Here is a 23,304-nt window from a genome sequence, read left to right as displayed (position 1 = left end):
TTTTTTATTTATTCATTGGATGAAATATGAAATACTAGTTTACTTTAAATTCCGAGTATGTTACTTTGAAATAAGCTTAGAATAAACTAGATTTGACAAATGAAAGGAAGAGACTCATGGCTAAAGTCGAAAGTTTTCAATTGGATCATACGAAAGTCAAGGCTCCTTATGTACGGGTTGCCGGAACGGAACGAAACGGAGCAGGGAGCATTGTTCAAAAATACGATTTGAGACTGCTTCAACCGAATACTGACGCGCTGCCGACCGCTGCCCTTCATACGCTGGAGCATTTGCTGGCAACTTATTTGCGCGATGAGCTGCCCGGAATTATTGATATTTCGCCCATGGGATGCCGCACCGGCTTCTATCTGATTATCTGGGACGAGCATGAGCCGTCAGCGGTAGCGGCGGCGCTGACCAAAGTGCTGCGCAAGGTGCTGGAAACGGAGACCGTGCCTGCGGTTAGCGCTCTGGAATGCGGCAACTACAAAGACCATTCCCTGTTCGGCGCGAAGGAATATGCGAAGCTCGTACTTGAGGCCGGCATCAGCGACGATCCCTTCACGCGCCGCTAAGGACCGGAAAGGATGCTGACAATCGATTTGACCGGCAAGACGCTGGTCATTACCGGAGGTCTGTCCGGTATCGGCAAAGGCATTGCAGATCTGTTCCTCCAGGCGGGCGCCAATGTCGTTATCGGGGATATCGCCTGTGAACAGAAGGAAAGCACCAGGGACCGCCTGGCGGTGATCCGCTGCGATGTTACCCGCGCGGAGGACGCGGATAGACTGATCGGCTTTGCCGTGGAGACATTCGGCAGAATCGATTTCGTGGTGAACAACAGCGGCATTTCAACGATGGATTTTGCGGTGGACATCAAGGAAGGCGATTGGGATAAGGTCATGGACGTCAACGCCAAGGGCGTCTACCTTGTCTCCCAGGCGGGAGCGAGACAAATGCTCCGGCAGGGCGGCGGCGGACGCATTATCAATATCGCCTCGCAGGCTGGCAAGAACGGCTACCGCTGCATGGGCGGATATGTCGCTTCCAAGCATGCCGTGCTCGGATTTACGAAGGTTATGGCGCTGGAGCTGGCCCGCGAGCAAATTCTGGTGAACGCGGTATGTCCGGGCATTGTCGAGACCGACATGAAACGCCGTGAACGTGTGGAGGGCGCGCAGCTGCGCGGGATGACGCCGGAGGATATTCTGGCCGAGGACTGCTCGCAGGTGCCGCTGGGCCGGACGGCGCAGCCGGAGGATGTCGCGAACGTCGTGCTTTTTCTGGCCAGCCCGCTTGCGTCGTACATGACCGGGCAGGCGATTAATGTGACAGGCGGCATGACCATGAATTAGGGCGCCGCTCTGGAAGAAACGGCTGTCCTCTCTGTAGGAGGGTAGCCATTTCTCGTAGAAATACAAAGATATGGATAAGCGCGCAGCTTATACTTGTCTTAGGAAAATAAAGTATTGCACTCGTCCACAAAATCGAAACAGCGGCAGTCATGAACGTTATGCTTGAAGTATCCTGTTAAGAAATCATTCAGGAAGCGCTTAGAGAACTCATTCTGTACCATAAATGAAGCGTTTTGGTAATAAAATAGACAACGAACTATGGTATGTGAAAACAAACCACAGTTCGTTGTCTATTTTTATTTTTTCTACCGATTCACCACTAACGGTCAGTGAACACACGCCTCGATTGTTCCTTGATCGCTTCGGTAGCAATCTGTATGGAGCGAAGTGTCGCTTGAGACCTGCGAGCAACAAGGTAAATATGGCGTGTCGATTCTGGTTGTAGGTCTAGGAGGTGAACACCTTCTACTTGTTCCGTTACTGCTAGTTTCGGGAGAATTCCAATCGCAAGATTCTTAGCAACCACTGACTGAATTGCAGAATAGCTCTGAAAGACGGCCATGACATTTGGTTGGAATCCAGCATTACGACACAGGTTCTTTGTGTATTCTGAAAGGTAGGTACCATCAGGCTCTATTACCCAATTCTCCTCCATAAGTTCCGCAATGCTGACGTGAGGGTGTTCTATCAGTGGATTATCATAACCGACTAGAACCATCAGACGGTCAGTTCCAAGTTCGAAGAGACTCCGATCGTTTTGCTTCAGTGAATTAGGCTTTTCAAAATAAGCGACAACAGCTAGATCAAATTGATGTGAGTCAAGCGCAGGAAGACTCACGTCAGGTTCCATTTCTGCTAACCTAATCTGAAGTTGAGGGAATATTTTCGACAATTTTGATACTGCCGGAATAACAATTGCGTGCAAAGCACTTGAGAAGGAGGTAATCCTAACAGTTCCCTGAATAACTTCAGAAGTGTCACTTAAAGAATTCTCAATCAGTTCAAGCTCATTAAGAACTGGTCTAACTTGTTTCGCCAGAGCGTGTCCCGCATGGGTCAATTGAACTCTTCGCCCAACTTTTTCAAACAGTATTGTATTGGTCTCTTTCTCCAGTAGGCTAAGCTGTTGAGAAACGGTTGCTGTACTGATGTACATGACTTCGCTCACGCGATGCATGGTTCCTAAGGTTTCGAATTGTACAAGTAATTGTAATCGCCAAGTGTTGAGCATTTGACTCCTCCTTTCAGAATAACTAAACATATTGTTAAGAAAAGCTTGATTGTTTTATGTTTAATATTAACTAATAATAAACATTAAGCTTGATAATAACAAATTTATTGAAGGAGCGCGAGGTAGAAAATGATGAATCCATATGAAAAAAGAATTGATCCTTGGGGGGACGTAGAACGACACGTTGGAAGATATGGTGCACCATTCTTCATCCCAGAAATTATTGACTATGCCGAGGGGAGTTATGTATACACGGAAGAAGGAAGAAAAATTTTAGACTTCACGTCGGGCCAGATGTCCTCGACAATTGGTCATTCTCATCCTGATGTGGTGGCAACCTTACGTGAAGCTGCTGGTCGACTCGATCATCTGTTCAGTGGCATGCTCTCAAGACCTAGCATTAACCTATGCACACATATTGCTCAGACAGTAACGGATCCACTAACGAAAGTCATCCCTTTATCGACTGGTTCAGAAGTGAACGAAGCTGCATTGAGAATGGCAAAGTTGGTCACAGGGAAGTTTGAAATTGTCTCCTTTAACCGATCGTGGCATGGTTTAACTGAAGCGAGTGCAGGAGCAACATATGCCTCTGCTCGAAAAAGTGGATTACCTGGCTCACCTGGACAGCTGGCAATTCCCACTCCTTATGAATACCGACCAGATTTCGTGGATGGAAATGGGAATCTTGATTGGCAGAAACAGCTAGACTACGGTTTTGCAATGGTCGATGCACAATCTGTGGGCAGCTTAGCAGCTTGCATCGTAGAACCAATTGTATCTGGCGGTGGTATACTTGTTCCTCCACCAGGATATTTAGCTGCACTTAAGAAAAAGTGTCATGAGAGAGGAATGCTCTTAATCTTTGATGAGGCGCAAACAAGCTTTGGTCGAACGGGTCATTGGTACGGTTTCCAGCACGACGGTGTAACGCCTGACATTTTGACATTATCAAAAACACTCGGCGCAGGACTACCGCTTGCAGCTCTCGTAACAACAGAAGAAATCGAGCAAAAGGCGCATGAAAAAGGTTTTGTATTTTACACTTCGCATGTCAACGATCCACTCGTAGCAGCTGTTGGGTGTACGGTCATGAATGTGATTGAACAGGAGAATCTCCTCGTACAGGTCCGAGAAAAAGGAGAATATCTAGCTGCTGCACTTAATAAGTTGGTGCAAAAACACGAAGTCGTCGGCGATGCTAGAGGGCGTGGTCTACTACAAGGAATCGAAATTGTAAAGGATAAGACTAGTAAAGAGCGCTCGGAAGAGATTGGTGATCAAATTACGGCACGATGCCTTGAGTTAGGTCTCCATATGAACATTGTATGTCTGCCTGGTATGGGTGGGGTTTTCCGAATAGCGCCTCCGCTCACTGTGAGTTACGAAGAGTTGGACGAAGGGATTTCCATTCTTGATCAAGCCATTACGGATGTGGAGAATACGTTATGAAGCTCCTGAAAAGGAGTAATAAACCACTTCTATTTGGGAGGAAATCAGCTCTTATAGAGGAGATCCAAATGGTTCGGAATCATGATCCTTCCGTTACCTCGAACGCTCAAGTGATTCTTACTTATTCTGGATTACATGCGGTTTGGTTTTACCGGTTATCACATCTATTATGGATTAGGAATCATCATTTAGCGGCACGATTGATTTCTCAGCTTGCCCATGTGCTAACAGGAATAGAAATTCATCCCGCAGCTACCATCGGAAAAAGACTGCTGATTGACCATGGAACAGGGATAGTCATCGGAGAAACAGCGGAGATTGGTGACGATGTTGTCCTTTATCATGGTGTCACACTTGGAGGCGTAAGTAATAAGCCAGGGAGACGTCATCCGAAGATAGGAGATCGTGTCTTTATAGGCGCAGGAGCCGCAGTTCTAGGAGCAATCACAATAGGAGATGGCGCAAAAATCGGAGCCTTGTCTCTTGTTTTGAGGGATGTTCCAGCTCATCATACGGCAGTAGGCAACCCAGCAAGAATCCTATCACCGAAATAGCTTTTGAAAGATACTGCATGGCTGCGTGTAGCTAAACAAATTGTGTTTACTAATTGCAGTTTAAGTCATTCCGATCATTAGGTGCTGACCGCCCGATCCGGGAAGAAGATCGAGAGCTGGAGCAGCATTTGTCCCCAGTTCTGAACACGGCCCGTCCACTTGTGGAAGACATCCACTTGCGGACGTCGTCCATGGTTGAGAGATAGAGCATTTTGAGCAGCGCTTCATCCGACGGAAAGATACTCTTGCCCTTAGTCACTTTGTGAAACTGGCGGTGGTAGCTTTCAATGATGTTCGTGGTATAAATCAGTTTGCGAATCTCGGGCGGATACTTGAAGAATGTCGCCAGTTCATTCCGGCTGTTGCGCCAAGAACGGACGATGAGCGGGTATTTCGTGCCCCAGATTTCTTCGAAGCGATCTAGCTCAACAAGGGCAGCTTCTTCTGTCGTCGCCTTGTAGATCGGCTTCAACGTACTCACGCCCTTCGCGTAGAGCACCACAATCTGGTTCTCGATGTCGGTTACATTCGACTGATGCTTCTTTACACCAGCGGCTCAAATTCACTCTGCCGATCGCCAGGAACCTCAATCTCTTGTTCACCATACTCACTGGTAATCTTCTTACGGATCTTGCCATTGCGGCTGTTTGTCGATTTCTTGCTCTTCACATCATGCTTTTCATACCCCAGATCGGTATCCATCGCGGCTTCCAGCATTTCTTGAATCGTCTCTGCAAATAGTTCCTTTAGCACGGTTTGGGCATCCTGTGCCGTCACCATCTTATTCTCCTTAATAAACTGGCGCAGCTGTTCCTTTGTCCATAATCCCATGTGTGCTCCCCAACCTTTCTTCTAATTCCACTTTAATAGGTTTAGGAGTTTACACAAACTATTTTAGAGACTCTTGAGGAGGTACTTATGAAGAGTAATAATAAACCAACTAAACTTCATCGAGGGTTGGAACAAAGACATATTTCTTTAATGTCATTAGGGGCTACTATTGGTGTTGGATTATTTTTAGGATCTAGTTCTGCTATTAAATTAGCTGGTCCAGGTATTTTAATAGCCTATGTAGTTGCTGGAGTGATGTTATTTATTATTATGCGTGCACTAGGAGAAATGGCACTAAAAAACCCTGTATCAGGATCATTTAGTCGATATGCTCGCGATTATGTAAGTCCTCTCGCTGGATATTTAACTGGATGGAATTACTGGTTTTTCTGGATTGTAACGTGTATGGCAGAAATAACTGCTGTAGGAATTTATATGGAATTTTGGTTTCCAAACGTACCTCGCTGGGTTTGGACACTAGCTGCCTTAGTAATCATGGTCACAGCCAATTTTATAACAGTTAAACTATACGGTGAATTTGAATTTTGGTTTGCATTAATTAAAATTGTTGCTATTTTATTTATGATTGTCGCCGGCTTGGGTGTCATCATTTTTGGAATTGGAAATGGTGGCATTGCAACAGGAATTCATAATTTATGGTCTCATGGAGGATTTCTCCCGAATGGTTCATCTGGAATTCTCATGTCCTTAACATTGGTAGCATTTGCTTATGGTGGGATGGAAATGCTAGGTCTTACAGCTGGGGAATCTAAAGATCCTGCACAGTCACTACCTAAAGCAATTAATAATGTTATATGGAGAATTTTAGTTTTTTATGTTGGAGCTCTCTTTGTGATTTTGTCTATTTATCCTTGGAATGAAATAGGTACGTCTGGTAGCCCTTTTGTTATGACGTTTGAAAAACTTGGAATACGTGAGGCTGCTGGAATTATTAATTTTGTAGTAATTACTTCAGCACTGTCTTCATGTAATAGTGGAATTTATAGCACAGGACGGATGCTATTTAATTTAGCTGAGCAAGGACAAGCACCATCTAGGTTTTCTAGATTAACAAAAAACGGAATTCCTGGTAATGCGATAATTGTATCAGCAGCCGTTTTAATAATTGGAGTAGCTCTTAATTATTTAGTACCAGCTAAGGTCTTTATCTGGATTACTGCTATTTCGACATTTAGTAGTATTTGGGCGTGGGGGATAATTCTAGTATCACAAATTCGTTTTCGTAGAAGATTATCTCAAAAAGAGAGAGAGGCATTGTTCTTTAAAACTCCTTTCTTCCCCTATAGCTCATATATTGCACTTGCTTTCTTAGGTTTAATTTTAGGCGTTATGGCTTATTTTCCTGATACAAGGTTTGCTTTGATTATCGGACCAATATGGTATGCAATCCTTACGGCTATTTACTATGGAAAAGGGTACCACAAGACTTCAGAAAATAATCAGGAAGATACTCTTGAATCTACGGTGTCCTAAATAAATTTATTTGTTGAGTCAATTCCATAATTGCTTATGTTAAAGAAAAAAAGAAGCCCAAAGAATCCAATAGCGAATAAGTTGAGTATCTTTTCCATTTTATGAAGTTGTAGCTCTGGTAATCCGAGAATTCCATAGATGCCAAAAAGGTTCATCTGGAGACGGTGCCTGTAGCTTACAAGCAACCCTGTCCAGTGTGTCAGTTGGAACAAGATGTGAAGCGTGACGGCCGCAATAAACCGCGTAAGATTCGGCATCTGAATCTCTTTAGCAAAAAGAGCTATTTGTATGTTCCATCTCTTCGTTTGGCTTGTTCGCGTTGCAGAGTCGGTTTTGTTTGGACTTACGAATTTGTGGGTCCTAAAGAGCGGTATAGCAGACTCTTTCGCCTACAGACCGTAGAGCAAGCCCTTGGCTCCACGGCGGCGCATAGCGCGAGAATGCAAGAAGCACCTGCCAGTACGGTACGGCGGATGCATCAAGAAGCCATCTCAACAGAGAGCGAACGCCTCACGAAACAAGCGTGGAACGAAGCTAAGGACACCACAGATTTGGTACTGGGCATAACTTTGCCATTAAAAAAGGACACACGTACAATACGGGCATTCACAATCTTCGGGGAGAAACCATGTTGGATTTACTGGCTGGACGCAAGCTGGAAGACCTGCGTGCCTATGCTCGCCAGCACCCCGACTTTCTTACGCTGAAGCCTAAAGCCGTTGTCATGGATCTGGCCCAGGTGTATCACACATGGATCAGCGAATGCTTTCCCGGTGCCATCCGCATTGCAGATCGTTTCCACGTTCACGGCTATGTGATTGAAAGTGTCCAGGACGTCCGGGGGTCGGTACAGCAGATGCTTGGCCCAAGAGCCAAGGCGATTTTAAAAAGCCATCATCGACTACTGAATCCCCCAGCGGACACCTTGCCGGAAAAGAGCAAAGCCCAGCTAGATAGGTTACTCGGCTTCTCGCCGCTGCTGCGCAGTGTCTGGGAATGGAAAGAAGCTTTTTCCCGTTGGTATGACTGTTCACCGGATGCCCGGATCGCTAGCCTTAGCTTTAACCGTTGGTGTCAGCAGGGCGAGAGCATATCAGTGCCGGCACTACTTCACACGCAATCGCGAACGTTACAAAGCTGGCATTTTAGTCGAATGAAATCGGCATCGTTTATCTGGCTGAAAATATCAACCACTAATTTTTAGATTGTGCCATAATACTATCTTAATATTTGAACAAAGGAGCGAATCTTCCGCAGTATGCGGTCAGATCGCTCCTTTTTGCCGTAATTGTACTCAAGCGTCATTTCCGTGGCATGGGCTTGGCGCATGTGCTTAATCGCCTGCTGAGAGGGGCAATCTTCTCTTCTCCCCTATTCATAGCGGCTCAGCGCGCCAATAATAATGTCCCACAGCTTCCCGTGATCAAGGCCGAGCGCAACCGTGGCATTGGGCGGCCTGCCCGTAACACCGTGAATATCGACCAACGTCATGCCGTAGCTCAGCTCGCCTCTGGTCTCGACGGCGACATTCAGGAACCGGCAGTCAAACACCGACGGATCAATACAGTAAACGACGCTGCATACATCATGTACGGGCGGAGCATCGAAATCGAAGAATTCCTTATAGGTCTTTCCGAAAAAGGAGAGCAGTTCCCCTACAAATCCAGCGACCGGGTTGCCGATCGACTTGATCCGTTCGTTAATCTCCGGAGTCGCCAGCGCCTGATGCGTGGCATCCAGTCCGATCATCGTTACCGGAGCGCCGCTGCCAAACACCACCTGAGCAGCTTCAGCATCGGCCCAAATATTGAACTCCGCAGCCGGCGTCCAATTCCCGAACGTTCCACCGCCCATCAGGACGATTTCCTGAATTTTCGGCACAATGCGGGGCTCCCGGCGGATCGCCAAGGCAATATTGGTCAGCGGCCCTACGGGAACGAGGGTAATGTCGCCGCCCGACTCCATCAGCATACGGATGATCAAATCAACGGCATGCTCTTCCGTCTCCCGAAGCAATGGATCAGGCAGAATGGGACCGTCCATCCCGGAGTCGCCGTGAATTTCCGAAGCGGCTTCCCTATCCCTCACCAGCGGACGGCCTGCGCCCCGGGCGACCGGCACCCCGCTTAATCCCGCAATTTCGCATACCTTGAGCGCATTAAGTGTGGTCTTCCCCAGTTCCGCGTTTCCGGCTACCGTAGTTATAGCGAGCAGCTCCAGACCGGGATGCGCCGCAGCGACCAGAATCGCTATCGCGTCGTCATGCCCGGGATCGCAATCAATGATTATTTTTCGCTTCATTATTCCGTCACCCTTTGACCGCTCCCGCAGTCATCCCGGCGGTCAGATATTTTTGTACAGAAAGATAGAAGAGAAGTGTGGGTACCAGAACGATGGTCAATCCCGCCATTTGCAGCGTATAGCTGCGGTTGTACTGACCGGCGAAATTGGCCAGGCCAAGCGGAAGCGTCTTTAAGGCGCCATCGGTGATCAGCACCAGCGCGAAGGAAAATTCATTCCAGTTGTTCAGAAAATTAATGATGAAGGCCGTCGCCAGTGCAGGTGTCAGCATCGGAAGAATCAGCCTCCCGAAAATGCCCATTACGCTGCATCCATCCATGATACCGGCCTCTTCCACTTCCTTCGGAAAGGCATTCATGAAACCGGCCAGGATAAATATCGTGATCGGGAGATTGAAAGCGGTATAGGGCAGTAGCAGGGTGAGCCGGTTATCCATCAGATGCAGACTGCGCATTTCAATGAACAAGGGAACGAGCGTTGCATGGATCGGGATCAGCATGCCAAAGGTGAAATAGACGAGCAGGAAGCCTTTGGATTTGAACTCAAACCGGCTCAGAAAAAATGCGGCCAACGCTCCGACCAGCAGCGTAAGCACTACTGCGGACAGCGTAACGATAATGCTGTTGACCAGATACGGACCCAGCTTCGCTACCTTCCAGGCTTCAATATAATTGCTCCAGACCGGCTGCCGGGCTATTCCGAACGGGTTCATGGTTAACTCCTGCTCGGTTTTCAGCGAATTGAGAACCATCCACAGCAGAGGATAGATGTTGATAACGAGCAGCAGCAAGAGCACCAGGCGGTGGATTTGAGCCGAAAAGGGCCGTTTGGGTCGCAGTCGTTGTTCCATTTTAGAAGAATCACCTCTTCAGAGATCGCAAAATGAACTGGCTTATAATAATCAGACCAAAGCTGATAATGATGATGGCTGTGGAAATCGCACTCCCGTATCCGTACTTCATCGAGCTGAAGGTTTGGGAAAACATATACGTAGCGCCCACTTCCGTAGAATGGCTGGGCCCTCCGTTCGTCATGATATAGATCAAATCGAACGCGCGAAGCGCTCCGCTTATGCACAACACGACCGAAGCAAAAATGGTGTCCGCTATGATCGGCACCACGATATGCCAGGTTCTTTTTATGCCGACGGCTCCATCCAGCTCCGCCGCTTCCAGCACCTCCGACGGCACATTTTGCAGCGCGGCCAGAAAGATGACCATGTACAACCCGGTGTACTGCCAGACAACAACAATACATAGCACAAAAATAGCCAGCCCCGGATTGCCAAGCCAGTTCTGCGCCCAATGATCCAGGCCAACCGCCCGAAGCGCCGTATTGACAAGGCCAAACTGGTAATTATAGAACATATTCCAGATCAGCGAGACAACAATGGTCGATATAACCACGGGCATGAAGAAGACCGTCCTGAAAATTCCGTCTCTGCGGAATAGCTTGCCGTTGAGCATCATGGCCAGATACAAGCCAAGCGGGATTTCCCCCAGTACAGAGAAGAGTACGAAATAAAGATTGTTGCGGATAGATTGCCAAAAAACGCCGTCTCCGATCAAATTGACGTAATTCTGAAGCCCGTGCCATTGCTTGGGGGAGAACCCGTCCCATTTGAAGAACGAGTAGTAGACCGAACTCAGAATCGGATAGATCGAGAACATTGTGTATATGACCAGGGCGGGAATAAGGCCGGCGGCTATGATCCATTTATGGCGAAGAAACATCTGCATGTGCGGTACCTCCGATAGAATTAAAGGCGAAGAGCTCAAGGTTCAGCCCTCCGCCCGAAGAACATTATTGGCCCAACTCCTTCTGAAGTTCCTCCGCTACGGCCTCCGGAGTGCTTCCGCCTGGCGTGGTCAGTCCCTGTAGGCCGTTCTTGGTTGCCGTAACCACGGTGGCTGGCATCACGATGTCATATACCGGAGTAATTTCCTTAACACCCGCTAGTACGCCGGTCATTTCTTTGAACAACGGATCGATATCCGCAGGCGCTGTCACATTGGCCGGAACCATGTTTCCGTCCCGGATAATATTTTGGTAGGATTCTTCACTGTACATGAACTGTAGGAATTTCTCGGCTGCTGCCTTTTTCGCGTCATCCAGCTTCGCGTTCAAGACAACCCCCTGATTCGTCGCGCCCGGCATGGTGGACATGCTGCCCTTGCCTCCCTCGATTTGCGGGAATACGGCGAAGCCTACTTCAAAATCCGCAGCTTTGTCTTTGGAAATTTGCTTGGCTCCCCAACTGCCGTCTATATACATGGCGGAATTCCCGGAGAGGAAAAGATTGGTCGCTTGGACATTGTCAACACTGTTAAGATCGACGTTAAAAGCTCCCATATCGGACAGCTCCTTGATATCCTTCAGAGCGTTCATAAAATCCGGGTCGGTAAACTTCTGTTCTCCCGACTTGATTTTCGCATAAAGATCCGGCCCCGAGATTCTTTCATTCAGAGGTGACAGGAGAGATGCCAGCAGAACGCTGCCTGTTTTATTGCCATAGGCTATTGGAGTAATATTTTTGGCCTTCAGGTCCTTTACCATCGCTTTGAAAGCTTCATACGTTGCCGGAAATTCGGTATACCCCGCATCCTTCAGTATTTTTTTGTTGTAATAAATGACCGTAGCGTATGAAACCTCCCCTGGAATCCCGTACTGTTTGCCATCGACATTAAATTCTTTGATTTTCGAGGACGGTAAAAAATCTTCCTTCCAGCTGCCCATCATCTCGTCAATCGGCATCAGCGCGCCGGAACGGGCGATCTGTTCGAACATGGAACCCCCGCCGATCATCAGAATCAAGTCGGGCAGATTGCCTCCAGCCGCTGTCGTATTTAACTTGACTGGATAATCATTATAAGGAATGGTCTCAATATCCAGTTTGATATCCGGATTGGCCTTCTCGAAAGCCATTGCATTTTTATAATAGACGCCTGTAAACGGATCTGACTCCGACCAAGTTGTCATGAATGACAGCACTACCTGCTTCTGCTCCGTATTCCCTGTACTGCCCGTGTTACCGGAGGCGGTGTTTGTATTGTCCGATTGGCCGCAAGCCGATAGGACTCCGATCATCGCAGTCATCAGCAAACACACCCAGAATGTCTTAGCCCACTTCATCTTCATTAACAAGCCTCCTAATTTGGTTTAGCAAGCAACGGCGACTGAATATGACCCTTAGATTCGACCCTTCCCCCTTTGTATAAAAATTAGGCTGACCCCTTAGCTCCCCTTTAGGTCAGTCAACTTTATGTCAGTTAAACTAACCTGGAAATCAGGCTTGTCAGAATTAATCACACCTTAGCATTCTTTCATTTTCCGAGACATTAGACAGTCTGTAAAAAGGCTAATAATTAAATTTTGCGATAATAAAATTGAAAATAGTTTATGTGGCAGCAGCGGGGATATTTGGATATTTATTCGAAAAAACGAATAGAACCGCCACAATGAATGTGACGGCTCTATGTGAACTTGATGTTCGTACCGATTAGTACGTATTTCATTTTGAAACGTTCATGGCTCCGCATCAAGCGGATATTTCACTCATATGGCTTCTAAAATTCTGAACCCCGCACCCTAGCGTACACCTTAGTATCGCCCAGCTCTCCGTTCTCCATCAGCCGGTTGTTTCGCAGAATGCCCTCCAGCGTATAGCCCGTACGTTCCGCCACCGCCGCGCTTTTGACGTTCTTCGCATTACAGCGGATTTCGATCCGGTTCGCCGCAAGTTCGCGGATGGCGAAATCGGTAATTCCGTTCACCGCCTCCGTGATATATCCGCTCCCCGCGCAGGAAGTCCTGATCCAGTAGCCGATCTCGAAGCTTCGCACATCCCAATCGATCCGGTGCAGGCCGCTGGAGCCGATGAGCTTCCCCGTATCCTTATCAAATAGGCGAAGGTGCAGATTCGAGCGCTTCAGAAACTCAAGTCGGGTCTGCCGGGTGAAGGCTTCCGATTCTTCAAGCGTGGGAGCCGTTCTGGCAAAAGGCAGCCACGGACGCAGCTCCTCCAGGCTTTCTAAGATCGCTTCATTCATCGCGGCTCCGTCTCCCCACAGCGGGGCGCGGATCAGCAGCCTGTCCGTCTCAAAGCTCTCGGGAAACGAAATCATAATCGGGTCGATTGCATTCTTCAAGGGCTTGTCATCTCCAACGTCTTCGGATTTTACAGGTTATCTTCCCAAGCTGATCCGCATCCCTGTACGCGCCAGCTCCACATTTTCCGGCAAGTCATATGCCTTCCTCAGATCCACATCATGCGACATATGCGTATATACGGCGCGGCGCGGCTGCACATCGGCAAGAAGCACCGCCGCCTCGGTCATATCATAGACGGAACGGGTCGACAGTTCAGCTTCCTCATAGTAAAAGCTTGTACCCAGCACAAGCAGATCCGCTTCCCGCATTAACCGGGTCTCCTCATCCCCCAAGGAAATTGAATCCGGACAGTACACCCAGGCATAGCCTTCCTTTTCCAGCCGAAAAGCGTAAGAGTAGCCGTTCTTGCCGTGATTTACCCTCCAGGTAGCGATTTGCCAGCCATCCAGCATGATCCCTTCATCTAGAGGCATCAGCTCGATATGGCTGCCCAGCCACGGATACTGCCGCAAAATTATAGGGATGACCTCCGCCGGAGCATACAGCTCGCCCTTGATTCCCGTCCAGCGGCAGGCATCTGCCCATTCCGGCAGGCCGCCGATATGGTCGAAATGGCCATGGGTCACCAGCAGCCTGCGCATGATGCGAATACCGAGGCTCTCCATCTGCCGCCGCCAATCCGGCCCGCAGTCGATCACGAAGAAATCGTCTCCATTGTCCACCAGCACGGATGACCGCAGCCGCGCGTTCACTCCGCCTGTTCTCGCTTCTTCGCATACAAGGCAGCCGCAGTATACTCTTGGCGTACCCATAGCGTCGCCCGTACCCAGGAACGTCAATGTGTCCATTTTCTATTCCCCCTTCTATCCTCACCCAGATTAGAAAATCTTTCTATCTGTATTATAAAATAGGAATGCACTGCCTGCATAATCGGATGCAAATTTAAGCGAACAAACACTAAATACTTGGATATGGACGCAGTGAATCTTAGCCATGATGGGAAGTTTGATTTGATCGTGAGCAGAACTTCTTTCCAAAGTCTTGGCTTGAACATTTAGCATTTGATAAGAATATATCAGAACAAAAATACCACGATCTATATGGAAAGTTATATCGAATTTAATTTCTTATTACGACGTTTGCTTTTTACCGCTACCGATTTAAGCGTTGGATTGACCGTTTTACTTCGATCGACGAATCAAAGATGGAGAACTTAGGAGGCATGGAGAAGCGATTCCTGTATACGGTTCCGTTAGCACACCATTGTCAGGCTTAATACAGCATGTCGTGAACCATGGAACATACCATCGTGGCAACCTGACCGCTATGTTGCGTCAACTCGGTCATAGTGGTGTTCCGACTGATTACGTCTTTTATTTGTATACGATATGAAATCATTAAGATTTAACATAGAAAAATAAAAAAGCAGACCGCCTCTCTAAAAGACAGTCTGCTAAAACTATTAAATCCCGGCAAGCACCTGATACCATACGCCCCGTTTCGAGTACAGCGTGCTCCGCACCTTGTCCCATCCGCCCAGGTAATTGATATCGAATAATCCCGGGGGAACAGGGAAACGGCTCTTGTTCGCCTCGTACACTTCTTGATCCACGGGCCGGAACCCGTGCTTGGCGAAGATCTCCTGAGCCTCAGACGACAGCAGGAAGTTCACGAAAGCCTCGGCCGCCTCCCGTGTGCCATGCTTATCCGCGTATTTATCGACCACCGCCGCCGGATTCTCGATCAGAATCGTATCCTTGGGTATGACCACCTGATACTTCACGCCCTGGGCAATCCGCGCCAGCAGCTCATTCTCATAGGTTACGATAACATCACCCACGCCATACTCGAACGCAGCCATCGATGCGCGTCCGCTCTTATCCAGCGACTCCACATTGGCGTGTACGCTTGTCAGAAAGCTTTTGGCTGCCGCCGGGTCCTTAACCCCCTCTTTTTCCTCCGACTGCTTCAGCCCCGCGCCGTAGATTGCGTTGATATCCCATTGCGCACCGCCCGAGGTCTTCGGATTAGGGTACAGCACTTTGATGCCGGGTTTGGTCAAATCGGTAAAATCCTTAATTCCCTTCGGGTTGCCTTCGCGCGTACCGATCACGACAATCGAACGCGTCACCATGCCGCCCTGGCCCCGTTCCTTCCAGGATGAGTTCACCAGCCCCGCGTCGACCAGCTTCTCGACATCGCCTTCCATCGCGAGAAGCGTCACATCCGCCTCGAATCCGCCGGCAATTGCCCGGGCCTGCGTTCCCGAAGCCTCGTATGACTGTTGGAACGTTATCGTACATCCGGTCTCAGCCTTCCACTTCTCCGCAAACAGCGGCAAAATATCCGCCATCGCATCCTTTGCCACACTGTAAGCGCCAATAACCAAGGTTACATCGCCTTTTGTCCCGGCGTCAGCCGCCGTGCTGCCCTCTTTCGTTCCACAAGCGGTAAGCGTCAGTGCCAGCAGCAATACGGCCAGCCATCCGTGCAGTTGTCTGCTCCTTCTGAAAAGCTTCATTCCCAAGCTCCATTCCTGAAAAAATCCCCCACAAAGTGATCCCGATGCTTTCGAAACTTGACGGTTACTTTGCGGGGGGAATTCTTATATTTTAGATGTAGACCGGCATCGGGTCTTCCTTCAGGCTGTTCTCCTGAATCCAGCTGCGCTCATCGTTGAACAGGTAGGCGCGGTGCACCAGCACGGCGATCTCCTGCCCCACCTGCAGCGTCTCCTTCTCCAGTGAACGGTAGGTGACCAGCTTGTGTCCGTTCACTTCCACCTCGACCAGCCATTCGCTGCCCCGGAATTGCAGATGCTTGACGATTCCCTTCTCGGTGGCAGAAGCCACACTGAACTCCTCGCGGTCGCCTACCTCAATGTACTCGGGACGGATCAGCGCCTTGGTAGGCTGGCTACCCTCTGCAGGCTTGAACCCTTTCAGCTCAGCAGCGTTCTCAATCAGAGTCGACTCGCCAATAAAGGTGGCCACGAACGTCGTCTTGGGCTCTTTATAAATATCCCATGGCGTGCCCTTCTGTTCCAGACGGCCCTGGTTGATAATCATAATCTCGTCAGCGACTTCGATTGCCTCATCCTGGTCATGCGTCACAAATATCGAAGTGATTCCGACGCGTTCGATCAGTTCCCGCAGCCAGGAACGAAGCTCTTGACGAATCTTGGCGTCGATCGCAGCGAACGGCTCATCGAGGAGCAGGAGCTGCGGTTCCGGCGCAAGCGCCCGGGCGAACGCCACCCGCTGGCGCTGTCCGCCGGACAACTGCTGCGGATAGCGCTTCTCGAAGCCTTTAAGCCCCGTCAGCTCCACCAGTTCCATCACACGGTCGCGGATGAAGCTTTTATTCGCTTTTTTCACCTTCAGCCCGAAGGCGATATTATCAAATACTGTCATATGCTTAAAAAGCGCGTAATTCTGGAACACGAAGCCAATCCCGCGTTCCTGCGGCGGCAGATTGTTGACTACCTGACCATGGAAGACAATTTCGCCGGCATCCGGCGTTTCGAGGCCCGCCAGCATCCGCAGTATCGACGTTTTGCCGCCGCCGCTCGGGCCAAGCAGTCCAATTAAATGGCCCTTCGTAATTTCAAAGCTGACATCCTTTACCGCATGAAAATTACCAAAATGCTTGTTCAGACCGCGTACTTCCACGTGCATGATTAACGCACTTCCTTTCTTTTCTTGCTCCATTCCATGAGCAGTAGAAGTCCTACCGAGAAAGCGGCCAACACCAGCGCGACGCCGCCCGCCGCCGTTACATTAAAGTTCTCGACATCCTGGTAAACCAGCGTCGTCGCCGTCTGGGTCTTGTTCATAATATTGCCCGAGACGACCAGCACGGCCCCGAATTCGCCCAGCGAGCGGGCGACCGTGAGAATGACGCCGTAGATGACCGCCCATTGGATCGAAGGCCAGGTCACCTTCCAGAAGGTCGTCCACCCGTACGCGCCGAGCGTCGAAGCGGCCTCCTCCTGCTGCCCGCCGATCTCCTGCAGAACAGGCATCACTTCCCTGACCATCAGCGGGAAGGTGACGAACAGGGTAGCGATAACCATTCCCGGGAAGGCATAGACGATATTGAAGCCAATATGTTCAAACACCGCCCCGAGCGCGCTGTCCGGACCCAGCAGAAGGACGATCATTAATCCGCCGATGACAGGCGACACCGCATACGGCAGATCGACAATACTGTTAAGCAGACTCTTCAACCGGGGACCCATCCACTCGGCCCGAACCAGATACAGAGCCGTCATAATACCGAACAACGTGTTCAGCACCGTTACCGTGATAACAACCAGGGCGGTCATCATCAGCGCATGCAGCGCCTCCGGCCTCGTCAGCGCCTCCCAGAATCCGGACAGCCCCTTGCTGAAGGCTCCCGTAATCATCTTGCCCAAGGGGGCGGCTATCAGCAGAAAGAAAACGAGATATGTCAGTCCAATCCACAGCCGTCTCATCGTCTTCTCCCCCTCATCTGCGCTACATTGATCAGCCAGAGGATCAGGAACGACAAGGTCAGCAAAATGATGGATACGGCTGCGGCGCCGACCCCGTTATCGCTCTCCACCTCTCCGTAGATGAAGACCGACGAGACGAGCGTGCGTCCCGGGATATTTCCCGCTACCAGTACGACCGCCCCAAATTCAGCCAGCGCTCTAGAGAAGGCAAGCATGCCGCCTCCGATCATGCCAGGTGCCATCGCCGGTAAAATAACCTGCCGGAATACCCGGATGCCCTTAGCTCCCATCGTGTAGGCCGCCTCTTCCTCGGAAGGGTCAAGCTCTTCAAGCAGCGGTTGTACCGCCCGAATCACAAAAGGGAACGTTACAAAGACCATCGCAATCACAATCGCTGGCTGATGGAAGACGATTTCCAGACCCAGCGATTCCGCGGCTCCTCCGATCAGGCTCCCCGGTCCAAGCAGCAGCAGAATCATCAGTCCGCCAACGGCAGTCGGCAGGGCGAACGGCAGATCAACCATACTGTTCAGCAGCGGCCTGCCGGGAAATTTGTAGCGGACCAGCACCCAGGCGATCATCGTGCCCAGAGCGACATTGATAATAGCGGCAATAAACGCCAGTCGAAGCGTAAGCAGCACAGATCGCCAGGCAATCGGGTCAGATATGCTTTCGACAAAATTTGTGAAACCGAGCGAAAATGAGTTGTAATAAACGCCGAGAATCGGAAGCACAATTAATACGACAAAATACAGCAAAATCGTGGATCGGAATCCCCAGGTCCATCCTTTGTGTCTTAGCAGCGAATTCAACAGTTAAGTCCTCCTACCTCCGGTTGACGGGTCGGTATACTAGCCATTAGCCGATAAATAATTCCTATTAATATACTGGGTTTAATAATTATAAATACTTTACCACTGACCTCTTGCCACCGTCAATTACTTTTGAGCTATTTTAGGTTAAAATAGTTCTTGAAAGGGCTTGAAACCGATTAAGAAAGGGGAAGCCGCCATGCTTCAGACGTTCGAGATTTCAACAAGCAAGCGGGATGAACTGCGGGATATCACGAGAGAGGTTATTTCTTATGTAAGAAAAAGCGGCGTGCAAAGCGGAATAGCGGTTGTATATTGCCCCCACACGACCTCCGGCATTGCAATTAACGAGAACGCCGACCCCGACGTGAAGCATGATGTGCTGATGCGTCTGGATGAGGTATATCCTTGGGAGCATCCAAAGTACCGTCATGCGGAAGGCAATACGGCCTCGCATCTCAAATCGATTACAGCCGGACCGTCCCAGAGCATCATCATCCATGAAGGGGAACTGCTGCTGGGAAGATGGCAGGGTATTTATTTTTGCGAGTTCGACGGACCAAGACGCCGGCAGTATTATGTGAAGATCATTGAAGGATAGTTTCCGGGCACAAGTAAAAGGCCGCTTTCGGAGCAAGAAGCCGAATCGGTCTTTTACTTGTCTGACCATTTTTGCTTTTACAGTGCAGAGGAGCACTCGATTACCAATGCACAGCCGTAAAGCGCAAAAGGAAAAAAATACACTACAAACTGCGGCACAGCACCCGGACATGGGATAAAGCCGCCGATTTCACATCGTCAAACTTGATTCGGTCCTGAATGTAATAAGAGATAAATCCGTGGGCAGACAGGAACAGAGTCAGCGGCACACTCTGCCAATCTTCGGGCACATAGCCCTCTTCTTTAAGATAGCGGCGCACCATGCCGGCGAACAGATCGAAACATTTTCCCTGTTCCGCTCTACAGTATGCCAGCAGCTCTTCGTCACGGATCATGAACATAATTTCGTATTGATACGGATGGTCCAGCCCAAAGCGGATAAACTCCAGCATCAGCTGCTCCACCTTGCTTACGCCTTCTTCCGGAGGTCTGTTCATCGCCTCGCCGAGCAGCGTTGCCACATGATTGAAGTCATCAACCACAATGGCATAGAACAGCTCCGCTTTTTCCTTGAAGTGATAATAAAGGGATCCATGACTGTATCCCAAATGTTGACCTATGCTGCGCATGGAGATGGCCCGATAACCCTTCGTAATGAAAAGGTGCCTTGCCGCCTCCAGAATCCTTTCCCTCGACAACTCCTGTTCCACTGCTCTTCTAGCCATAATTTTTATTCCCCTTCGCTGTAGTAAAGCTGTCTGCCCTCCGTTACAACCGATTGTCCCTGGGTCAAATCCGTTATCCATGCCTTAAAGGCATCGGCTGCTTCATTCCGCGGCAGACATGTCAGCTTGACCTTGTCGGTGAACTCCGTCTCGCCGGTCTTGATCCCCCGGCCCCTCAGTTCATTCTCGACCTTGCCGAGCCAGGTATAGTCCAATTCCACAAATACTTCACGGTGCAGAACACGGGTGATAACTTCGCCAGCTTCAAGCGCCAGTACGGCGCCGTCCGTGTACGCCCGAATCAGACCGCCCGCTCCAAGCAATATTCCGCCGAAGTAACGTGTAACGACTATTGCCGCATTTTTGACGCCTTGGCTCCGGATGACTTCCAGAATCGGCTTCCCTGCCGTGCCGCTCGGTTCCCCGTCGTCAGACTGCTTTTGAATTTCATCCCGTTCCCCAATCATATACGCGGAACAGTTATGCGTGGCGTCCCAATGCTTCTTCTTAATGTCTTCAATAAATTGAACCGCTTCTTCCTCCGTCTCAACCGGCATGACATGTCCGATAAAGCGAGACTTACGGATCACGATTTCCTTGGAACCGGAAGACCGCACCGTCCGGTATTGTTCCAGCATTATTCATTCATTCCTTATTCGCTGTGATCTTGAGATATACGAGGAGCAGCCCGCGGTATTGGATTACCTCTGGACTGCTCCCTGGTGAATTACTGTAGTGTGTTATGAGGTGAGAAGCTGCAATCTACTCGGTAAGTCTAGCTTCGAGCTCCGCTTTTTCCTTTTCATAGCCCGGCTTGCCGAGCAGCGCGAACATGTTCTTCTTGTACGCTTCTACGCCCGGTTGGTCGAACGGGTTGACGCCGAGCAGGTATCCGCTGATACCGCAGGCTTTTTCAAAGAAGTATACGAGATAGCCAAAGCTGTAAGGCGTTTGATCCGGGATGGTGACCACCAGATTCGGAACTTGCCCGTCCGTATGCGCGAGCAGTGTGCCTTGGAACGCCTTCTTGTTCACGAAGTCCACGGTCTGCCCTGCCAGGAAGTTGAGTCCGTCCAGATCGTCCGGATCGCTCTCGATTGTAATATGTTCCCGAACTTGGTCCACTTGGATAACCGTTTCAAAAATGTTGCGGTTGCCCTCCTGGATGAATTGCCCCATCGAGTGCAGGTCCGTCGAGAAATCCACGGAGGAAGGATAAATGCCTTTGAAGTCCTTGCCTTCGCTCTCGCCGAACAGCTGCTTCCACCATTCCGATACGTAGTGCAGGGAAGGCTCGTAGTTTACGAGAATTTCCGTCGTCTTGCCTTTACGGTAAAGCGCGTTACGAACAGCGGCGTATTGATAGCTCTGGTTCGTCGCCACATCCGGATTGTTGAACTCGTCAGCGGCTGCGGCTGCGCCCTTCATCATTTCTTCGATGTCGATGCCGGCAACGGCAATCGGCAGCAGGCCAACGGGAGTCAGTACGGAATAACGTCCGCCCACATCGTCCGGAATAATGAACGACTCATAGCCCTCTTCGGTAGCGAGTGTCTTGAGCGCGCCTCTTGCCTTGTCGGTTGTGGCGTAGATCCGCTTGCGCGCTTCTTCCTTGCCGTATTTCTTCTCAAGCTCCGCGCGGAATACCCGGAAAGCAATCGCAGGCTCGGTCGTCGTACCGGACTTGGAAATAACGTTAACGGAGAAATCCTTGCCTTCAAGAAGCTGAATCAAATGGGTGAGATAAGTGGAGCTGATATTGTTTCCTGCAAAATAAACCTCAGGCGTCTTCCGCTTACCCTTCTCCAGATTGTTATAGAAAGAATGGGTCAGCGATTCAATTGCTGCGCGGGCTCCCAGGTAAGAGCCGCCGATGCCGATAACGATCAGCACATCGGAGTCGCTCTGAATCTTCTTAGCGGCCGCCTGAATGCGGGCGAACTCTTCTTTATCATAATCATGCGGAAGATCAATCCATCCAGTATAGTCAGAGCCTGTGCCGGTCTTGGTATGCAATTGCTCATGGGCCAATTTGATCGGCGCTGCAAAATAGTCGATTTCGTGCTGGTTAATAAAGGACAGGGCTTTGCTGTAATCAAAACTGATTTTTTTGGACATCGGTAACGGTACCCTCCTGTTTCTCTTTCGATTTGACACGAATTGTAACAACTTTATAATAGGATACTTTAATTTCACTGGGCTGGCAAGGTCCTATGGCACAGGCAAAAGGATCAATTTGAATAACACCGGAACCCGGGCGGAAGCGTTTCCCTTGCAGGAGCGGCTTTTTCAAGTTGGAACCTCTCTCCAACTCGTGCTAAAATGAAAAAGATTAGGCTGGAAGTCCGGGGGAAAATGCTGATTTCGGAACAGGTCTAGTCCTTCTTCCGCAGTTATTTCCGTTCTTCTGCTACCTCTAATAGCAAAGGTGTGAAATTTTATGAAACAAATCGGATTTATCGGACTCGGAACGATGGGGGCGCCTATGGTCTCCAATCTGCTGCGGGCAGGATTTCAGGTAACGGTGTACAACCGCACCGCTTCAAAATGTGATCCTCTGGTGAAAGAAGGCGCAACAGCCGCCGCAACGAAGCAGGCTGCTTCAGAAGGCAAGGATGTTATTATTACCATGGTCAGCAATGACGATTCGATCCGCGAGATCTTTTACGGTCCGGAAGGCATTCTGGAAGCTCTGAAGCCGGGCGCGGTGGTGATTGACTCCAGCACCATCTCTCCCGGGCTTGTAAAAGAAATTGCGGCCGCCGTCGAAAGCAAGGGCGGGCATTTCCTCGACGCTCCGGTGACCGGCAGCAAGCCGGGCGCCGTCGAAGGCACGCTCGTCTTTATGGTCGGCGGCAGCGCCGATATTATTGAAGCTAACCGCGACGTGTTTGACGCTATGGGCAAGCTCCTGCTGCATATGGGCGAGAACGGCAGCGGCGCGGCGGCGAAGCTGGCCCATAACGCGATGGTCGGCATCCATAATATCGCGCTTGCCGAAGGCTTCTCCATCGCGGTGAAGTCCGGCGTTCCGGCAGATAAATTTCTGGAGCTGATACGAAACGGGTCGGCCGGTAGCAAGCAGGTTGAACTGAAGGGCCGCAAAATTATCGAGGGCGACTTCAGCAACCAGTTCTCCCTGGAGCTCATGCTGAAGGACCTGAAACTGGCCTCCGCGCTGAGCGACGCCAGTGGCGTGCCTACTCCGGCGCTGGAACTGGCGAAGAGCCTATTTCAGTCCGGCTACTCCCAGGGATACGGCGAAGAAGACCTCTCGGCTGTCGTCAAAACCTATGAAGCCTGGATCGGCCAAAAAATAGGCGAATAGTAATAGGTTTCGGAATCATGTTAGAAAAAGCACA

At 49.9% G+C, this 23,304-nt stretch carries 24 protein-coding genes and 2 pseudogenes; 10 read left to right on the top strand and 16 right to left on the bottom strand.

Annotated features, from left to right (window positions below; translation table 11 throughout):
• Positions 1–116: 116 nt before the first annotated feature.
• A complete protein-coding gene (locus tag VK70_RS03200) occupies positions 117–575 on the top strand; it encodes an S-ribosylhomocysteine lyase (protein WP_025695752.1) in 459 nt (152 codons plus the stop codon).
• Between the two features lie 12 nt (positions 576–587).
• Entirely contained in the window at positions 588–1,355 is a 768-nt protein-coding gene (locus VK70_RS03195) for an SDR family NAD(P)-dependent oxidoreductase (protein ID WP_025695751.1), read from the top strand.
• Positions 1,356–1,674: 319 nt separating this feature from the next.
• On the opposite strand, the gene VK70_RS03190 is transcribed toward VK70_RS03195, so the two are convergent.
• Positions 1,675–2,586, bottom strand: coding sequence for a LysR family transcriptional regulator (locus VK70_RS03190; protein ID WP_025695750.1), 912 nt, complete (start codon positions 2,584–2,586; stop codon positions 1,675–1,677).
• A gap of 129 nt (positions 2,587–2,715) precedes the next feature.
• Here VK70_RS03190 and VK70_RS03185 point away from each other — a divergent pair, with 129 nt between their 5' ends.
• Together VK70_RS03185 and cysE are read left to right on the top strand one after the other, a co-directional pair.
• Positions 2,716–4,038 carry an aspartate aminotransferase family protein gene (locus VK70_RS03185; protein WP_025695749.1) on the top strand — a complete coding sequence of 441 codons (1,323 nt, stop codon included), beginning with the start codon at positions 2,716–2,718 and terminating at the stop codon, positions 4,036–4,038.
• Positions 4,035–4,592, top strand: coding sequence for a serine O-acetyltransferase (cysE, locus tag VK70_RS03180; RefSeq protein WP_036640667.1), 558 nt, complete (start codon positions 4,035–4,037; stop codon positions 4,590–4,592). The genes VK70_RS03185 and cysE overlap by 4 nt, the downstream gene beginning before the upstream one ends.
• Before the next feature lie 60 nt (positions 4,593–4,652).
• On the opposite strand, the pseudogene VK70_RS26975 reads toward cysE, so the two are convergent.
• Positions 4,653–5,423: pseudogene (locus VK70_RS26975) on the bottom strand (transposase).
• Positions 5,424–5,510: 87 nt separating this feature from the next.
• Here VK70_RS26975 and VK70_RS03170 point away from each other — a divergent pair.
• The 3 genes from VK70_RS03170 to VK70_RS28820 all read left to right on the top strand — a co-directional run bounded on the left by VK70_RS03170 (position 5,511) and on the right by VK70_RS28820 (position 8,121).
• Positions 5,511–6,917, top strand: coding sequence for an amino acid permease (locus VK70_RS03170; protein WP_025695745.1), 1,407 nt, complete (start codon positions 5,511–5,513; stop codon positions 6,915–6,917).
• Positions 6,918–7,081: 164 nt separating this feature from the next.
• Positions 7,082–7,624: a transposase family protein gene (locus tag VK70_RS28825; RefSeq protein WP_324607985.1), complete on the top strand. Its 543-nt coding sequence runs from the start codon at positions 7,082–7,084 to the stop codon at positions 7,622–7,624.
• Positions 7,546–8,121, top strand: a complete 576-nt coding sequence (locus tag VK70_RS28820; RefSeq protein WP_051505073.1) for a transposase — start codon at positions 7,546–7,548, stop codon at positions 8,119–8,121. Before VK70_RS28825 ends, VK70_RS28820 begins: the two co-directional genes overlap by 79 nt.
• Positions 8,122–8,288: 167 nt before the next feature.
• Here the strand turns inward: VK70_RS28820 and VK70_RS03160 are convergent, their stop codons facing one another.
• The 6 genes from VK70_RS03160 to VK70_RS03135 all read right to left on the bottom strand — a co-directional run bounded on the left by VK70_RS03160 (position 8,289) and on the right by VK70_RS03135 (position 14,176).
• Positions 8,289–9,221, bottom strand: coding sequence for a nucleoside hydrolase (locus VK70_RS03160; protein WP_025695744.1), 933 nt, complete (start codon positions 9,219–9,221; stop codon positions 8,289–8,291).
• Between the two features lie 4 nt (positions 9,222–9,225).
• Complete coding sequence (locus tag VK70_RS03155; RefSeq protein ID WP_025695743.1) at positions 9,226–10,068, bottom strand: carbohydrate ABC transporter permease; 843 nt, start codon at positions 10,066–10,068, stop codon at positions 9,226–9,228.
• A gap of 10 nt (positions 10,069–10,078) precedes the next feature.
• On the bottom strand, positions 10,079–10,957 hold the full coding sequence (locus VK70_RS03150; RefSeq protein ID WP_025695742.1) for a carbohydrate ABC transporter permease: 879 nt from the start codon (positions 10,955–10,957) through the stop codon (positions 10,079–10,081).
• 64 nt (positions 10,958–11,021) lie between these two features.
• Positions 11,022–12,356 carry an ABC transporter substrate-binding protein gene (locus tag VK70_RS03145; RefSeq protein ID WP_025695741.1) on the bottom strand — a complete coding sequence of 445 codons (1,335 nt, stop codon included), beginning with the start codon at positions 12,354–12,356 and terminating at the stop codon, positions 11,022–11,024.
• A gap of 428 nt (positions 12,357–12,784) precedes the next feature.
• Positions 12,785–13,342, bottom strand: a complete 558-nt coding sequence (locus VK70_RS03140; RefSeq protein ID WP_036640204.1) for a GNAT family N-acetyltransferase — start codon at positions 13,340–13,342, stop codon at positions 12,785–12,787.
• Between the two features lie 60 nt (positions 13,343–13,402).
• Positions 13,403–14,176 carry an MBL fold metallo-hydrolase gene (locus VK70_RS03135; protein ID WP_046722781.1) on the bottom strand — a complete coding sequence of 258 codons (774 nt, stop codon included), beginning with the start codon at positions 14,174–14,176 and terminating at the stop codon, positions 13,403–13,405.
• Between the two features lie 406 nt (positions 14,177–14,582).
• On the opposite strand from VK70_RS03135, the pseudogene VK70_RS26965 reads away from it, so the two are divergent.
• Positions 14,583–14,720: pseudogene (locus VK70_RS26965) on the top strand (DinB family protein); the annotation flags it as partial.
• 70 nt (positions 14,721–14,790) lie between these two features.
• Here the strand turns inward: VK70_RS26965 and VK70_RS03130 are convergent.
• The 4 genes from VK70_RS03130 to cysT form a co-directional block, all read right to left on the bottom strand.
• Positions 14,791–15,849: a sulfate ABC transporter substrate-binding protein gene (locus tag VK70_RS03130; RefSeq protein ID WP_025696828.1), complete on the bottom strand. Its 1,059-nt coding sequence runs from the start codon at positions 15,847–15,849 to the stop codon at positions 14,791–14,793.
• Between the two features lie 91 nt (positions 15,850–15,940).
• A complete protein-coding gene (locus VK70_RS03125) occupies positions 15,941–17,005 on the bottom strand; it encodes a sulfate/molybdate ABC transporter ATP-binding protein (protein WP_025696825.1) in 1,065 nt (354 codons plus the stop codon).
• A 2-nt stretch (positions 17,006–17,007) separates the two neighbouring features.
• Positions 17,008–17,805: a sulfate ABC transporter permease gene (locus tag VK70_RS03120; RefSeq protein ID WP_025696823.1), complete on the bottom strand. Its 798-nt coding sequence runs from the start codon at positions 17,803–17,805 to the stop codon at positions 17,008–17,010.
• Positions 17,802–18,617 (bottom strand): sulfate ABC transporter permease subunit CysT, encoded by an 816-nt coding sequence (gene cysT / locus VK70_RS03115; RefSeq protein ID WP_025696821.1) that lies wholly within the window; start codon positions 18,615–18,617, stop codon positions 17,802–17,804. Before cysT ends, VK70_RS03120 begins: the two co-directional genes overlap by 4 nt.
• Before the next feature lie 199 nt (positions 18,618–18,816).
• Here cysT and VK70_RS03110 point away from each other — a divergent pair, with 199 nt between their 5' ends.
• Positions 18,817–19,218 (top strand): secondary thiamine-phosphate synthase enzyme YjbQ, encoded by a 402-nt coding sequence (locus VK70_RS03110; RefSeq protein ID WP_025696819.1) that lies wholly within the window; start codon positions 18,817–18,819, stop codon positions 19,216–19,218.
• A 142-nt stretch (positions 19,219–19,360) separates the two neighbouring features.
• On the opposite strand, the gene VK70_RS03105 is transcribed toward VK70_RS03110, so the two are convergent.
• The 4 genes from VK70_RS03105 to VK70_RS03090 all read right to left on the bottom strand — a co-directional run bounded on the left by VK70_RS03105 (position 19,361) and on the right by VK70_RS03090 (position 22,235).
• Positions 19,361–19,942 carry a TetR/AcrR family transcriptional regulator gene (locus VK70_RS03105; protein WP_025696818.1) on the bottom strand — a complete coding sequence of 194 codons (582 nt, stop codon included), beginning with the start codon at positions 19,940–19,942 and terminating at the stop codon, positions 19,361–19,363.
• 5 nt (positions 19,943–19,947) lie between these two features.
• A complete protein-coding gene (locus tag VK70_RS03100; protein ID WP_025696816.1) occupies positions 19,948–20,580 on the bottom strand; it encodes a YigZ family protein in 633 nt (210 codons plus the stop codon).
• 124 nt (positions 20,581–20,704) lie between these two features.
• Entirely contained in the window at positions 20,705–22,060 is a 1,356-nt protein-coding gene (locus VK70_RS03095) for a glucose-6-phosphate isomerase (protein ID WP_025696814.1), read from the bottom strand.
• Positions 22,038–22,235: a hypothetical protein gene (locus VK70_RS03090; RefSeq protein ID WP_025696813.1), complete on the bottom strand. Its 198-nt coding sequence runs from the start codon at positions 22,233–22,235 to the stop codon at positions 22,038–22,040. Before VK70_RS03090 ends, VK70_RS03095 begins: the two co-directional genes overlap by 23 nt.
• Positions 22,236–22,382: 147 nt before the next feature.
• Between VK70_RS03090 and VK70_RS03085 the strand changes: the two genes are divergently transcribed.
• Positions 22,383–23,270: an NAD(P)-dependent oxidoreductase gene (locus tag VK70_RS03085; RefSeq protein ID WP_025696811.1), complete on the top strand. Its 888-nt coding sequence runs from the start codon at positions 22,383–22,385 to the stop codon at positions 23,268–23,270.
• Positions 23,271–23,304: the final 34 nt, after the last annotated feature.

Origin of the sequence: Paenibacillus durus ATCC 35681 (genome assembly GCF_000993825.1) — a bacterium.
GTDB lineage: Bacteria > Bacillota > Bacilli > Paenibacillales > Paenibacillaceae > Paenibacillus_AQ > Paenibacillus_AQ durus_B.
The sequence above is the reverse complement of the archived record's forward strand: the minus strand, read 5'-3'. Positions and strand labels throughout refer to the sequence as shown.